The organism is Paenibacillus taichungensis (assembly GCF_013359905.1).
GTDB lineage: Bacteria > Bacillota > Bacilli > Paenibacillales > Paenibacillaceae > Paenibacillus > Paenibacillus taichungensis.
In genome coordinates, this window is sequence record NZ_JABMCC010000101.1 from 77557 (window position 1) to 92413 (window position 14857).

A 14857-nucleotide genomic window follows, 5' to 3' on the forward strand; every position below is an offset into this window, starting at 1 on the left:
CAAGCCGCCTATTCTTCAGTATATCACACCGCGTTAACGCCTGCTGTTATAATCACTGGCTGTGTCTGGATGGCGACGTTACCTGCCACCGCTCTGGAGATCATGCAGGACTCTTCTGCTTTATGTGCCAGGCGCTCTGCCTTCGTCACATCAGCATCAGATGCATCGGCTTTGAGCACAATGCGAGGTCTGTGTATGATCCGTTCGTACGTAAATATATTATTTGTAACATCCACCGTGGCTTCGGACTCCAGTGTCAGCTCATTCGGTGTAATATCCGATCGCTCCAGCATTGCTGCCAGCGTAATCAAATAACAGGTAGACGCTGCACCCAGCAGCATTTCATCTGGATTGGTTCCGGTGCCCGGGCCACCCATCTCCTGTGGAATCGAAATAACTGTTTTTAACCCACCTGCATCAATATGCCCTTCACTGTTACGTCCACCATTCCAAGTAGCTTTCAGATGAAAAGGATGTTTCATTATATTCATTCCTTTCTAATTAGACACGGACACATGCTATCGATTGTTCATTCAGTGCACTAACCTGTTCTTCAGCTAAGCCTAGATCAGTTATTACTTTTGCCACACTGCTAAGTTCCGCCACTCTTGTAAAAGCCTGCACGCCAAACTTGCTCGAATCCGCCAGCAATATAACTTCATCAGCGATGCTAATCATCTTCTGCTTCACCAGCGCCTGCAATTCATTCGACTCACTGATGCCCTTGGTCAGATGTACTCCTTTGCAGGATAAGAAAACTTTATCCACATGATAAGCATCAAGCGACCGTTCAGCTAGCGGCCCTACAAACGATAGGGACTTCGAAGCAAGCTGCCCGCCTGTCGCAATTACACGGATCTGTTCCTTATTACTCAGCTCCGCTGCGACCTTAATGGAGTTGGTCAACACGGTGAGTGGGATGTTTGGCAGTCCAGCAGCCATATACCACGCCGTTGTACTGGCATCCAGTGCTATCCGGTCACCAGGCTCTACCATTTTCACCGCTTCGTTCGCAATTCTGCGTTTCTCTTCTGCATGAGTTACAGCCCGCTCCGGATAAGGGATTTCCGACTGCCCCTCTTCTTTATATTTTACGCTGACAGCCCCGCCATGGGAACGTCTGAGCCTTCCTGCCTGCTCCAGCTTGTCCAGATCACGACGGATCGTCTCTTCCGTCACACCGCAGCGCTCACTAAGCTCGGTTACGCGCATGCTTCCCTGCGCATCTACCCATTCCACAATTTTCTCATAACGTTCAGCCACGAGCATCTTCATTCACTCCAAACCGTTGATTATCCAAGATGAATCCTGTTCATCCCATCATACCACAGTGACCTCGGAAGGAGAATTTCATCAAGGGCGCAGAGGGTGCAAAAAAGAGGGAGCTTACGCTCCCTCTATTTCGAATGAAATTGTGTCTTATTTATCGTCAGCCATAGGGAACCAGCCCGGGGTGTGAATAATTGCATTCCACAAACCGTCAGGGATAACCAGACGTTCCTGATCCGATTTGGTGAGAATCGTCTCGATATCTTCCTCACGTCCGCTTTCGATTTTCTCAACCCAGTCAGGTTCGATAATCAGCTCACGACCGATTGCAAGCAATGCCACACCACTTTGAAGAGCTTCTGCTGCCTCATCTGCGGTATGGATGGCTCCTACGCCAATCACAGGCACTTTACCACCAACACGGTCAAGGATAAATTCAATTCTGGAGCGAGTATCTGCCTCTCCTCGTCTTGGCTTGGACCAGAACTCGTTGACGGATACATGCAGGTAATCCAGATTTTTATCTTTCAGCGCATCCACCAATGCATACGTCTCTTCCATGGTCAATCCCGGTGTTTCCGGCTCTTCTGGTGAGAAACGGTATCCAACGATAAACGGCAGTTTCGTATGTGTAGCTACAGCCTTCTGGACTTCATCCACTACAGCCAGCGGGAATGTGAGACGTTTCTCGATGCTTCCACCCCAACGATCTTCACGTCGGTTGGAATGCGGAGAGAAGAACTGCTGGATCAAATAACCGTTCGCACCATGAATCTCAACACCATCGAATCCAGCTTCAATGGCGCGGCGGGTTGCTTCCCCAAAGTCCTTGATGATGGACGTAATTTCGTCGTCAGACAACTCTCTTGGTACAGGAGATCCCGGACGCTCACTAGCAACAGCGCTTGGAGCAGCGACTTGACCCGCTGGCACCGCTTGTTCCGGTGTGAGACGACCTGCATGGAAAATTTGGAGTACGGCTTTAGAACCTTGCTGCTTAATCGTATCGGCCAGACGTTTCAGACCGGGAATAAAACTATCGTCATAACTACCAAATTGAGCCGGAAAACCAATTCCATTCGCAGTTACATGAGTTACCGCTGTAACAGACATACCCGCACCGCCGGTACGACGTGCATAATAAGCAAGTTCATCGTCTGAGACAGTACCATCTGGATTCGAGGACATATGGGTCATGGGAGCGAGCACGATCCGGTTTTTCAGCGTAATGCCGCTTGGCAGTGAAACTTGTTCAAACATTTGGCTATACTTTGGATTCATTCGTGGTTCCCTCCTGATTAAATATCTCTTTTAATAGATATATGAATATATGCGTTCGATTACTGTAATGATTATAGTTACGTTTCACACACAATGCAACTTTTCATTTTCACCCCATATCCATTCCATGCTTAAAGCTCACTGATCCATTCACTATCCGCCTTTTGTCCATTACACTTTTTTCTTCTTTCTCAACCCAAAAAGACGGAGTGTCTTACGACTCTCCGCCTCATAAAACTGCTTGCTCAGCTTAGAAACTGCGTACGTATGCCAGCTTCTGATCCATCTCTTCCACACATTCATAGCAGTCATGCTCATCATTGGCTACCATCGGAGTAACCGGATATAGATTCATCTCTGTACTGTTGTAGGATTTCAACAACGGCAGCAGCTGTGTCACACGTGTGTTCGCCGGATCCAGCCAAGTATTGATCTCTTCTTCAGACAGAATGGCCGGCATTTTGCTGCCAAACTCCCGTGTAACCATGTTTGCCCCCGCCATCAGCATCGTGCAGGTGCGCAGTGGCTGTTTGCGTGTATCTTTCCATACCTCGTATAATCCCGCAATGCCAAACAATCCGCGATCCGGCATAACGACACGCACCGCATAGCTTTTCTTACCTTCCTGACGCCAGTAATACAAACCATTACATGGGATTACACAACGCTTCGTCTCTACCAGCTTGTAGTAGGATGGATTCTCATGCACCGTCATAAGGTTCGCGTTAACTGCATCGCGTCCCCAGAACGGAATGAATCCCCATCGGAACTCGTCCAATACCCGCTCACCATCCTGATGCAAAATAATCGGTGTATGCTGGGTTGGGCTGATATTGTAACGGTTTTTGTAATAATACATCACCCGTTGAATCTTAAAATGATCCCTGACCTCATCCAAATCGGCTGCCAATGAAAAACGGTTACACATGCTCAGGCACTTCCTTTCCCTGCTTGAATTGAATTTGATTGTATTGTTTGTTATTGCAGGGAATTTATGCATGCTTGTATAGAAAGCATTAGTAATCGTGTGAAATCTTCCTATTTCCCACTGCCTGAGCTATAGAGAAGCCTGAACTGCTGCGGGGTCATCCCGATATCCGTCCGAAACATACGAATAAAATAACTGCTGTGTGTAAATCCACACTGAGAAGCAATTTGTTTTACGGATAGTTCCGAGTCTACAAGCATTTTCTTCGCGGCCAGAATGCGGCAGTCCAGCAGATACCTGCCGGGCGGAACACCCATGATACTCTTGAACATGCGATTAAAATAATACACGCTGTACCCCGCTATATCCGCCATTTCAGCAAGACTTAGCGGTTGTGTGCAGTGACGACGAATATAATCGGCTGTTGAGCGGATTGTATCCTGATGGTTCAGTAAAGACGTCCCTTCGATGGACTCCGAATTTCGTGCCAATTCAACTAGCAACTCATACAGTACCGCCGACAACTTCGGTTCATGCACACTCTCATAACCTTCACCGAGCTGGCATAATTGTTCATGCAGCTCCTCGAAACGGTCCTCTCCAGAGAATGAAAAGAGCCACACTTTATCCGAATTCCGCAAGCCTAGCAGCCGCTCCAGATCGTGGGCTTGCAGATGAATCCATCTGATATCCCAGGGATCAGATGGATCGGCATTATAATGTTGCGCCTGTCCCGGCGCATATAGAAAACCTTGTCCAGCCGTTAATCGAACACTGCCCTGCTCGGTTCTCACTTCACCCTGTCCGTTGAAAACCAGATGCAAATTATACTCTCGTATTCCGTGCGGACGATGTTCCCTGTGCTCTGGATCGAGATATCTTCCGTAGGCTACTGGATAACATGCATACCCTGCATGCCCGGGCTCCGGCATAAACCAATGGTTTCGCATATGTTCTTCCCCCAAAAATAGCAAGATCATGATATCCTATCGCAACATGTTATTATATTCCCCTCTCATTATCCATTATAAAATGAAATAGACTCGACAATCTTCCACAAGATGATGATAGTGGAGTCATTAAGCACGGCCTTGATCGTGCATGAAAATCATTATGTTCCAGACCAAAGGAGAGTAACATACATGAACCAATACCGACCTATTCAAATGGGTGTTGATTATTATCCTGAACATTGGGACCCTCATCTGTGGGAGCAGGATGCCCGATTAATGGCCGTTAGTGGTGTACGTATTGTACGTGTGGGTGAATTTGCCTGGAGTCGAATGGAGCCTGCCGATGGACAATTCGATTGGACATGGCTTGATCAGGCGCTCGATACCCTTCATCGCAATGGGCTTCAGGTGGTGATCGGTACACCAACGATGACACCACCACGCTGGCTCACTGAAAAATGTCCTGATATTCTGCCGGTCTTAGCAAGTGGACAGTTGTACCACGAAGGAGTCCGCGGTCACCGCTGTTATAACAGTCCGAGCATGCGGACGTACAGTGCACGAATTGTCCAGAAACTGAGCGAGCGATATGCAGGACATCCCGCTGTGATTGGCTGGCAGACTGATAATGAGTTCAGTTTCACGGATTGTCAGTGTACTGCTTGTTCAGAGGCTTTTCGCGAGTGGGTTCGTGCCCGTTACATTTCATTAGGGCAGCTCAACCAGGCTTGGGGTACGGTTGTCTGGAGTGGAGAATACAGCGATTGGAAACAGGTGACGCCACCATATGGCGGCTCTCCGTTTCAGAATCCTTCGTTCCTGCTGGACTACTCCCGTTTTCAGTCGGATTCTATTGTGGCTTTTCAAAGCATCCAAATCGAGATCATTCGGCATAACTGTCCCGATCATTTTGTCACTCATAATTTTCATAGCTATCCGCAAAAGGCAGATCAATATAAAATCGGTCAGGATCTGGATTTCGCTTCTTTTGATTACTATCCCAACCCTTCACCGAACAAAACGGACACCGCACCTTACAGTGGTGCTTTGTCGTTAGATCTGACACGTGGCATCAAACGCCGCAATTTCTGGATTATGGAGCAACTTAGCGGACCTCCGGGATGCTGGTTTCCGATGTGGCGCACACCCCAGCCCGGCTTCTTGCGTGCTTACTCATGGCAGACTATTGCCCGTGGAGCGGATGCGGTTGTGCATTTCCGCTGGCGCAGTGCCACTATAGGAGCAGAACAGTTCTGGCATGGACTAATTGATCACAGCAATGTTCCAGGGCGACGGTTCAAGGAGTTTCAGCAATTGTGTACCGAAGTGAACAGTCTGGGTGAACGCCTTCAAGGCTCTACATTGCAGAACGAAGTTGCCATCCTGCATTCGCATAATCAGTTAAACGCTCTACGAATTCAGCCACAGGCGGAAGGACTGGAGTACTACGAAAATATAAAAGTATGGCATCGTGCCCTGACCAAATGGGGAATCAGTACAGATGTTATTCATTCCTCGGAAGCGCTGGATGGCTACAAAATCATCATCGCACCGCACTTGTATCTGCTGGACGAGAACACCGCAGAACGTCTGCAAACTTTTGCAGCGGATGGTGGCATATTGGTCTTAACGCATCGCACCGGTGTCAAAAACGATAACAACGTCTGTGTCATGGCGCCACTTCCAGGTATGTTATCTGCTTGCTCGGGCGTGCGGGTTGCCGAATATGATCCCATCGGTGCTGACCAAATTCAGATTCGGGATGAGAAGGGCAATACATATGCTGCCTCACAATGGGCTGATGTGTTGGAACTGGACACGGCACAGGCAATTGCAGTTTATGTGGATCAATTTTATGCCGAAAGTGCAGCTGTTACCCAGAACAACTGGGGTGAAGGTGCTGTCTATTATGTGGCGACCCAGCCGGATGAAGCTTATCTGAGCCAGTTATTGCGAACCATCGCTGAACAATGTGGGCTGTCCGAGATGCAATCCCTACCAGACGGTGTCCAGGTGACAACCCGCTCAGGACCGAATGGAACGTTTCGTTTCATCCTGAATTTGAGTCCTGAAACTGTCTCCATTCCGTTGCAAGCATCATACACCAGTGCATTGGATGGAACTATGAAAGGACCTCGATTGGAACTGGGACCGTATGATATCGAAATCTTGGAGATTCAATAATATGTAACCTCTCTGCAGCTTAAAAGAAAATGAACCACGAAAAGGCCCGGGTATGCACATCAAGTGCATCCGGGCCTTAAAGAATGGGCAGAAACAGCCTGTCCTCATTGTGTTTCTTTATTCATTTTAATAATCCATTCAGCCAAATCCTGTGTCTGTTTCAGGAGAGCAATTGGGTCACGGAACCAGGACTGCTTTTCAGTCCATATGTACACTCTTCCATTTTTGACAGCAGGCAATGACCCCCATACAGGGTCTACCTGTAAAGCTTCAAGATTTGATTCACTCGTCAGAATGATGTAATCGCCTGCGTATTTGGAGAGCAGCTCAATTGAAAATTCATGATAGGCGCCTTGCATTAAATCGGCAGGTACAACTGCGGGTGCCTGCAAACCAAGCAACTCGTAGATGTTACGCCCTCCTCGGCCCGACTGATTGCCAAAAATAAATACTTGGCGATCATATTCTTGCATCACAGAGAATGTAGTATCAGCTGGAACAACGTCATGCACTTCCTGCTTTATTTTAGCAATCTCTTGATCGAATTCCTCGAGCCATTGCTTCGCCTCAGCCTGTTTGCCAAGTACATCGCCAAAATAAGTGACCTCTTCCTTCAGTGTTGGGAAAGTAATCGATGCAATAGAGACTGTTGGTGCAATCTTGCTGTATTTTTCAAAAGCCGCTTTGTCTGGATTCAAGGTAATAATAAGATCTGGCTCCAGTTCCATGAGCTGTTCAATGGAGTCACCGATCGTTTCTAATCCATCCAAATGCCCTTCCAGATAAGGGCTATTCATGAGAAATTGTCCTCCAGCAATGGGTTTGACACCAAGAGCAAGAACCGTTCCCAAATAGTCAATGGCAGCGACTCGCTCTGGATGTACAGGAACCTCCACCTCTCCAAATGTTGTATTTACGGTTTTCGTTTCCATCGTTGTCGGTTGTTCGGGTTCAGCCGCAGTCTCTGGTGTTTCTGCCTCTTGCCCGGTTGTCCCACAAGCACTTAATGTAAACACAAGCACTAGTGACATGATGGCTGATCTTAACTGGTTAAACATGTTGATTTCCTCATCTCCATTGTATTGATAATGATAATCATCATCAATTAAAGGATAACGTTCTGTTCCTCCTGTTACAATGGATTCATTTGTTGCATTTACTGTACTTTTTGAAACTCCATTCGTGTTCTCCCGCTGCTTCACTCGATATTGTCCTGGAGTGATTCCCATCTCTTTCTTAAAAATCCGATTGAAATAAAAAGGGTCCGGATAACCCACATAGGTTGCAATCTCTTGTAGTGAAGCCTCCGTAGCGGACAGCAGAGACCTAGCCTCTCCAATTCTCAACCGGATCAAATATTCGGTCGGTGTAACGCCGGTCTGTTCTTTGAATTTTCGTGACAAATATTGCGGGCTGTAATTCAAAGACTGAGCAAGGGAATCAAGCGAGATCGATTCACGAAAATGAGTTGTTATGTAACGTAAAACCTGATCCGTCAAAGAAAGTTGTTGACCTTCACATGCCACTCGTATCTGCTGGTTCAATACAAGCTGTATCAGTTGAAAGAAGTACCCTTTCACCTGGATTAGACCCAGTTGGTCCTGTCGGGTCCAGCAAATATGTATATTCCGAACAAGTTCATGCAACTGAAGCGCAGTGTCCGGCTCTAGTCCCCAGGAACGTTCAAAGGGATTGCTCTGTAACAGCATCATCCGGTAGTCCAGAAGAACGTTGGAGGGCAGCGTTGATTTGTAGAAAATCAGATATACCTCTATAACTCCGGTTGCTTCAAGCGTCAGACGCCTTCCTTTGCCTCCATGGACCAATAGAAATCTGCCTGTAGACCACACCTCTTCATCCAACCAAATTTGACCCTTGCCATTTACATACACAAACGCGCTGGTTGGTAATACATAATTTCGATAACTTTCGTTCGTTGTTAATGATATAAGACGGACATCAAGCACCCGTACCTGAACCTGATCCCACAGCTTGATATCATCCTGAATTCCCATATAGACTTCCTTTCTTAAGCGATATAACACGCCCAATGCCCAACCAGTGTGACAGAGAACTCACTTATAATTGATAATGATTATCAATTATAACAATCTTGTTCATAACTTTGAAGTCCATTTCCCTTTTAGCACTGGAAAATAAAAAACCGTCGAAATCCCCCTATGGGAGATCTCAACGATTTTGCTGCTTCGTCTATAATTACAATTTGATAAAATCAGCCATGGAACGAACCTGGATGGCCCCCGCCTTGGAGACCGCACCATTAGATCCTTGCAATTCCTCTCTGGATGTAAACTTGACCTTCACCGGAATGCCAGGAATGAGGTCGAAGAAATTGTCCGAGAACACCCCTTCTGCCTCAGTAGAAATCCATACTTGTTTTGCAAGCACATCACTTTCCAAAACCAGATGCACGCCATCATTCTCGGTAACCTCAGTTACTTTAATTTGCGCTGGTTGCAGTGAAATGTCCTTTGATGGTGCAAAATAATGCTCCTGTACGATGTCGGCTACCCCATCCTGCTTCAGATCAATACGCAGCAATGTTGTTGCAGCATCGCGGCCTTCCAGCCATTCCGCCTGGCTCAATGACAGCACCTGTTGACCAGAGTTGGATGCCAGAGCGACTTCATGCTCTTCCTCACGATATACTGTGCCATCAAAGCCAATCAGGCGTACCTGGAGTTTGCCTTTCACAGGTTCAAGCTGATCCGAGATGAGGTAAATATCTGTCACATCTTCCTTCGTACCATCTACCGATACCAAAATATCGCTGAAGCTGCGTTTCGCGTAATATTGCAATGCTTTCCAGCGTCCAAAGTAATCCATACCCGCCCAGGAAGCCACCGGCCAGCAATCGTTCATCTGCCAGTAGAGCGTTCCCATACAGAACGGTTTGCGACGACGGTGAGCTTCAATGGCTGTTTTCATTGCCTCAGCCTGAAGCACTTGGCTCATGTAGAGGAAGGATGGGAAATCTTTCGGTTCATGCATGTACATATCCATGTATTGTTTGATCAGACGATTACCTGCCCCGTTCTTCTGATGCGCCAGCATAACTTCAGACTCCAATGCCAGATCCACTTCCTCCGCATACTTGCGAACCGAATCGTATTCAGGGAAGGACTGGAAGCCATACTCACTCATGAAGCGTCCAACATGAACGTTGTAGTTCTCAAAGGGCTCCACATTATGCCACACACCCCAATAATGGATATCCCCTTCTGATGTGGATGGGTGAGCATGCTGTTTCTCGTCTCCCGACAGTGATACCAGTGGTGAAGAAGGCCAATAATCCACACCAGGAGCATAAGCTTCAACCACTTCAGGCAAAAGATCATGGAAAATAGCTTCGTAATCCGCCCAAATGCGTTCTCTTTGCTCCGCGTTGTAATCTTTTTTCCAACCCCAGCCGCCATCCTCAATGTAATGTGCCCACGCTGAATCAATCTCGTTATTGCCACACCACAGCACAATGCTTGGATGATTACGCAGACGTTTCACATTATCAATCGCCTCATGCTTCACACTGTTCAGGAAAGCCTCGTCTCCAGGATACATGCTGCATGCAAACATAAAGTCCTGCCATACGAGCAAACCATATTCGTCACACAACTCGTAGAATACGTCTTCTTCATAGAAGCCACCACCCCACACACGAAGCATATTCATGTTCGACTCGGCAGCAGATACAATCTCATGCAGATAGCGCTCACGTGTCACTTCTGTTATGAAGCTGTCATTGGGAATGTGGTTCGCACCTTTGGCAAACACAGCAACTCCGTTTAACTCAAAATAAAAGGATGCTCCCGCTTCATCTTTGTCACGAACCAGACGAATGGACCGAATACCCGTTTTTACTGTGGACTCAGCCACAGCCTGTTCGCCCTGGATCACTTCCGTATGGAAAGAATACATATGCGGGTCACCCAATCCGCGGCTCCACCACAGCTTCGGTTCATCAATGGAGATTGAAACTTCCACAGTCTGGACGCCCGGTTTCAGGGTTACAACCTGCTCCCAGCTCTGTTCATCCGTTCCTACTCGAATAACCGTTTCTATCGATTGCGTAGACTCCACTTCCACGACTGCAGTGAGCGAAGCGGAAGCAGCGGTTACTTCATTTTGTTGAATGAATACATCATTAATTCGTACGTCTGTCCATCCTTCAAGGCGTGCTTCACGCCAGATTCCACTGGTTACAAAACGTGGACCCCAGTCCCAACCATAGTGATACGGGGCTTTTCGTGCAAAAATACTCACTCTTTTGTCGCCTAGTCCCCCCACGTCAGATTGATCATTCGATGCAGGCAGGGCATATCCGAGCTTCTCCAGCTTCGGCAGATCTTCATTGATCGGGGAACGAAAACGTATTCGGAGAACGTTGCCATTTGCCTTTACTACAGATTTCACATCGACTGTCCACACCCGAAACATATTGTCTGCCGACAACACATGTTGTTCATTCACGTAAACATCTGCATATGTATCCAGACCATCAAAGACCAGCTCCAGATGCTGCTGCGACAGTAGTGCTTCATTCACATCAAATTCCGTGCGATATTCCCAGTCTTTCTTATCGACCCATTGAATTTCTTTTTCGTTAGTTCCATAGAAAGGGTCCGGTATTTTATCCAATTTCAGCAAATCCGTATGCACACAGCCGGGTACGTGAGCCGGCATCCATTCCTGATCCTCACAAGCCTTGAACGTCCAATTCTGAAAAGTCTGCGATTGTAATTTGCTCATGACAGCCTCCGTTATCATTATTGAAGTAGTTTAAAAAAACAATTTGTTAGGTTTTGTTATTATGAAAACAAATAACTCACAAAACAAAATTAACACGATATACTCAATTTAGTCAATCTGTTTTGTGGATTATTTAAATAAACATATCCGATAACAAAAAAAAACATGAAGCAAACTCTCCATGTCTTTTCACCCCATGTTTATAGCGTGATGGCGTGTGTTATTTTTATCATTTCTAAATTCACGTTCGTTAGCTTCACGGCAAAATAGCATTGTACTCATCACGAATGATTAGTTCCGAATAGATCAGCTTTCTTTCAAAAGGCCCGTCCGGATGTTCCAACCGCCACAATAACTGGTCCACTGCACGTCTGCCCAGATTCTCCTTATCGATATGCACCGTAGCAAGAATCGGCTCTTCTGTACGGGTATTATCGAATCCGGTTACTGCACAGCGCTCCGGCACCTCGATGCCCCTACTTTGGAGTGCACCAATCACAACAGCGGCCATGTGGTCGTTGGCACATACCATCACTTCGGGGATATTCTCCATCTTCATGGCGACAATCGATTCCCGAATGTGATCCAGATCAGGTCCCAGCAAATCTGCTTGCTGCGAGACCTGCAGCTGCATCTCTTCCAGTACTGAACGATAGCCGAGCCATCGCTCTCTGAAACTGGCTGCATCAGGCAATTCGCCAGCAAACTGTAGCCGTCTGTAGCCCTTTCCAACGAGCATCAAAACCAGTTCCTGCATGCATTTCATGTTATCTGTAAATATCGTATCTCCATGAATTGCCGGATCTTCATGATCAACCATCACAAGTGGAATGTGCAGTCGATAAATCTCAAGCAATACGGATGTGGAGATGGAACCTACGGTAATAATTCCGCTAATAGCTTCGGGATTCAGCACCGAAAACATACGATCCGAGGAAGGTTCCGTCAAGGTCAGGATATCCATGCCCTTCTCATTCAGGCGTGCAGATATCCCGTCAAAGATAGGACCCCAGTACAGGGAGGAACGATTCTGCGATCGAATGTTAGGAAACAAGATCAGAATAGTCCCCTGTCTATCTATCTTCATCTCCTGTTCAGCAGGGGTTTCCACTAGATAACGTTTCGGTTCCGCTTTGAAATATCCGAGCTGCCCTGCCGTCCTGACAATCATCTCCCGGGTATGTTCACTGACACCAGGTTTACCGGTCAACGCACGAGAGACTGCGAATTTGGATACCCCCGCAGCGTCGGCAATTTGCTGCATGGTTACTCTTTTGGCCATCTTTCTCACCCGTTTTTCCTTTATTTTTCATTTAGTGTAGCATAAAAAAAGAGATTCAACAAAACAAGTTATGAAAAGTTTCATTTTGTTAGGTTGAGGATTTGCTATAGATTCTTAAAATTCCTCAAATAAATAACAAAAAAAAGTTCCTCCACCACCTTCACAATGAAGTTGATGGAAGAACTCTTGCTTTATTTCTAAATTATACGCCCGGTGCTCCCTGATCTCCCAGTTCGGTCTGTAATGCTGTCCGCTTTCTGCGCCAGAATACCGGATAGGGGACTCTGATCTCTGTAATCAGAACACCAATGAGCATCAGTGCTGCACCCGCATACCCTTGCAGCGTAAGGGACTCCCCTTGAAAGCTAAAAGCAAATGCTGCGGCAAACAACGGTTCGAGCGAAAAGATCAGACTCGTTCTCGTTGGTGAAGCATGCCGCTGGGCAAGAGTCTGCAAAATGTAACCAATACCGCTGCACAGTACTCCCAGACCCAGAATGGCTGCCCAAGATTGAGGTGTGTCAGGTAAACGTGGTGTCTCCAGCACAAATGTAGCAGCCAGCCCCCACAGGGCTGCAACGCCCAGTTGCACCGTCCCCAGCGTTAGTGGATCATGCTTCGGCGTATACTTGCCAGCAATCATAATGTAGATCGCGTACATTAATGCTGCGAGAATGCAAAGGATATCCCCCATATGCAGGCTAAGCTCATGTTGAAGTGTCAACAATGCGAGCCCAATTACCGCCACGAGAATACTTATCGTTAACCGCAAGTCTGGCATTCGTCGATGCAGAATTGTCGTCAGGATGGGCACAAAGATCACTGCCAAACTGATCAAAAATCCTGCCTGGGAAGCCGTTGTGCGCTGTACTCCATAAGTGATAAATACAAAGGCCGCGAATAACGCTGTTCCCATAATAGCCCCTGCTGCAAGCGTTCCTCGATCCATTCTGAACAGTCGCCGATGGAAAAGGACAGCTGCCGCAATAAAGGCAATTCCAAACCGGAAAGCGACCAGATTCAATTCCTGCATGGACTCCAGTCCTGATTTCATAAATAGATAGGATGATCCCCATATTACCGTTGCGAGCAGCATCTGCAAATCCGCTCTTCTTGATGCCTGACCTTGTGGTGCACGTACTCCGTTCATCTTGCTTCTACCTTCATTCTATGTATTGTAATCTAACCGAGGCTCTGTCGAACTACTCGCCTTGGCAAGTATAAACGATCTCTTTGCATTATAAAAATGAATATTTATAATGATATATATGAAACGAACTCATGTATTAAATGAAGAGAGGAACGGAATCTTTCATGTCATTGGTCAAATACGAAATTTTGAATGCCGTAGTGGAATACGGCAGCCTCACCAAAGCAGCAGAAGCATTGAATATTACCCAATCAGCGGTCAGTCATGCGATCGCCAGTCTGGAGACCGAGTGTGGTTTTTCGCTGCTGAATCGAGGTCGCTCCGGTGTACGACTTACTGCTGAAGGGGAACGCATTCTGGGCTATACTCGTGAAATTCTGCGTTGGACGGAACTGATGAACCAGGAAATTTCATTAATTCGCGGCGCCGAGATTGGAACCGTTCGTATTGGCACATTCGCCAGTGTATCCACGCAGTGGCTGCCTGGCATCCTGAAGCAATTTCGCCTGCGTCATCCTGGAATCGAAATTAAGCTGTGGGAAGGGGACTACGCAGAAATTGAAGGCTGGCTGGCTGGAGGTGCCATCGATCTTGGCTTTCTGTCCCTTGGCGATTCTTCGCCTTTTGAGACGATTCCATTACAAAAAGACAGGATGATGTGCATCCTGCCTCTGGAACATCCACTCGCTACGGAGAAGGCTGTCTCATTTGATGTACTGCTGGAACAGCCCTTTATTTTGCCTAAATGGGGCGGTGATAACGAGATCGAACGGTTGATCCGACAGCATGCGGCCAAGCTGAATGTGGTCTATGAGGTCGCCGAAGATCAGGCCATCATGGCGATGGTTCGAAACGGTCTTGGCATCAGTCTTTTGCCTGAAATGGTTCTTCAACACCATACGAATGAACTCGCTCTTGTTCCACTCACTGGAAATCCTTATCGTACCATTGGCATCGCTTGCCCGTCTCTCACCAATCTGTCCCCCGCTTCGCGTCGTTTCATTGAAGCGGTACAGGAATGGCTAGCTCCATCTTTATAATCG

Annotated in this window: 11 protein-coding genes; 2 read left to right on the plus strand and 9 right to left on the minus strand. The window is 47.1% G+C overall.

Annotated features, from left to right (window positions below; translation table 11 throughout):
• Positions 1 to 23: 23 nt before the first annotated feature.
• The 5 genes from HP548_RS06935 to HP548_RS06955 all read right to left on the minus strand — a co-directional run bounded on the left by HP548_RS06935 (position 24) and on the right by HP548_RS06955 (position 4428).
• Positions 24 to 482: an OsmC family protein gene (locus HP548_RS06935; protein ID WP_076289670.1), complete on the minus strand. Its 459-nt coding sequence runs from the start codon at positions 480 to 482 to the stop codon at positions 24 to 26.
• A gap of 19 nt (positions 483 to 501) precedes the next feature.
• On the minus strand, positions 502 to 1269 hold the full coding sequence (locus HP548_RS06940; RefSeq protein ID WP_175381384.1) for a DeoR/GlpR family DNA-binding transcription regulator: 768 nt from the start codon (positions 1267 to 1269) through the stop codon (positions 502 to 504).
• 150 nt (positions 1270 to 1419) lie between these two features.
• Positions 1420 to 2550, minus strand: a complete 1131-nt coding sequence (locus tag HP548_RS06945) for an NADH-dependent flavin oxidoreductase (protein WP_175381261.1) — start codon at positions 2548 to 2550, stop codon at positions 1420 to 1422.
• A 250-nt stretch (positions 2551 to 2800) separates the two neighbouring features.
• The gene (locus HP548_RS06950) at positions 2801 to 3478 is read right to left on the minus strand and encodes an SOS response-associated peptidase (protein ID WP_099852930.1); all 678 of its coding nucleotides are present in this window, start codon (positions 3476 to 3478) and stop codon (positions 2801 to 2803) included.
• 110 nt (positions 3479 to 3588) lie between these two features.
• Positions 3589 to 4428: a helix-turn-helix transcriptional regulator gene (locus HP548_RS06955; RefSeq protein WP_175381262.1), complete on the minus strand. Its 840-nt coding sequence runs from the start codon at positions 4426 to 4428 to the stop codon at positions 3589 to 3591.
• A gap of 192 nt (positions 4429 to 4620) precedes the next feature.
• Between HP548_RS06955 and HP548_RS06960 the strand changes: the two genes are divergently transcribed.
• The gene (locus HP548_RS06960; protein WP_175381263.1) at positions 4621 to 6615 is read left to right on the plus strand and encodes a beta-galactosidase; all 1995 of its coding nucleotides are present in this window, start codon (positions 4621 to 4623) and stop codon (positions 6613 to 6615) included.
• 104 nt (positions 6616 to 6719) lie between these two features.
• Here the strand turns inward: HP548_RS06960 and HP548_RS06965 are convergent, their stop codons facing one another.
• The 4 genes from HP548_RS06965 to HP548_RS06980 all read right to left on the minus strand — a co-directional run bounded on the left by HP548_RS06965 (position 6720) and on the right by HP548_RS06980 (position 13814).
• A complete protein-coding gene (locus HP548_RS06965) occupies positions 6720 to 8630 on the minus strand; it encodes an AraC family transcriptional regulator (protein ID WP_175381264.1) in 1911 nt (636 codons plus the stop codon).
• A gap of 202 nt (positions 8631 to 8832) precedes the next feature.
• A complete protein-coding gene (locus HP548_RS06970; RefSeq protein WP_175381265.1) occupies positions 8833 to 11382 on the minus strand; it encodes a beta-mannosidase in 2550 nt (849 codons plus the stop codon).
• 256 nt (positions 11383 to 11638) lie between these two features.
• Entirely contained in the window at positions 11639 to 12664 is a 1026-nt protein-coding gene (locus tag HP548_RS06975) for a LacI family DNA-binding transcriptional regulator (RefSeq protein ID WP_076289662.1), read from the minus strand.
• A gap of 202 nt (positions 12665 to 12866) precedes the next feature.
• On the minus strand, positions 12867 to 13814 hold the full coding sequence (locus HP548_RS06980) for a DMT family transporter (RefSeq protein WP_076289661.1): 948 nt from the start codon (positions 13812 to 13814) through the stop codon (positions 12867 to 12869).
• Between the two features lie 164 nt (positions 13815 to 13978).
• On the opposite strand from HP548_RS06980, the gene HP548_RS06985 reads away from it, so the two are divergent.
• Complete coding sequence (locus tag HP548_RS06985) at positions 13979 to 14854, plus strand: LysR family transcriptional regulator (RefSeq protein WP_076289660.1); 876 nt, start codon at positions 13979 to 13981, stop codon at positions 14852 to 14854.
• Positions 14855 to 14857: the final 3 nt, after the last annotated feature.

Coding starts and splice junctions, on each gene's coding strand:
- HP548_RS06980 (WP_076289661.1), bottom strand. CDS start 13,814: ATGAACGGAGTACGTGCACCACAAGGTCAGGCATCAAGAAGAGCGGAT.
- HP548_RS06935 (WP_076289670.1), bottom strand. CDS start 482: ATGAAACATCCTTTTCATCTGAAAGCTACTTGGAATGGTGGACGTAAC.
- HP548_RS06975 (WP_076289662.1), bottom strand. CDS start 12,664: ATGGCCAAAAGAGTAACCATGCAGCAAATTGCCGACGCTGCGGGGGTA.
- HP548_RS06965 (WP_175381264.1), bottom strand. CDS start 8,630: ATGGGAATTCAGGATGATATCAAGCTGTGGGATCAGGTTCAGGTACGG.
- HP548_RS06985 (WP_076289660.1), top strand. CDS start 13,979: ATGTCATTGGTCAAATACGAAATTTTGAATGCCGTAGTGGAATACGGC.
- HP548_RS06970 (WP_175381265.1), bottom strand. CDS start 11,382: ATGAGCAAATTACAATCGCAGACTTTTCAGAATTGGACGTTCAAGGCT.
- HP548_RS06955 (WP_175381262.1), bottom strand. CDS start 4,428: ATGCGAAACCATTGGTTTATGCCGGAGCCCGGGCATGCAGGGTATGCA.
- HP548_RS06940 (WP_175381384.1), bottom strand. CDS start 1,269: ATGCTCGTGGCTGAACGTTATGAGAAAATTGTGGAATGGGTAGATGCG.
- HP548_RS06950 (WP_099852930.1), bottom strand. CDS start 3,478: ATGTGTAACCGTTTTTCATTGGCAGCCGATTTGGATGAGGTCAGGGAT.
- HP548_RS06945 (WP_175381261.1), bottom strand. CDS start 2,550: ATGAATCCAAAGTATAGCCAAATGTTTGAACAAGTTTCACTGCCAAGC.
- HP548_RS06960 (WP_175381263.1), top strand. CDS start 4,621: ATGAACCAATACCGACCTATTCAAATGGGTGTTGATTATTATCCTGAA.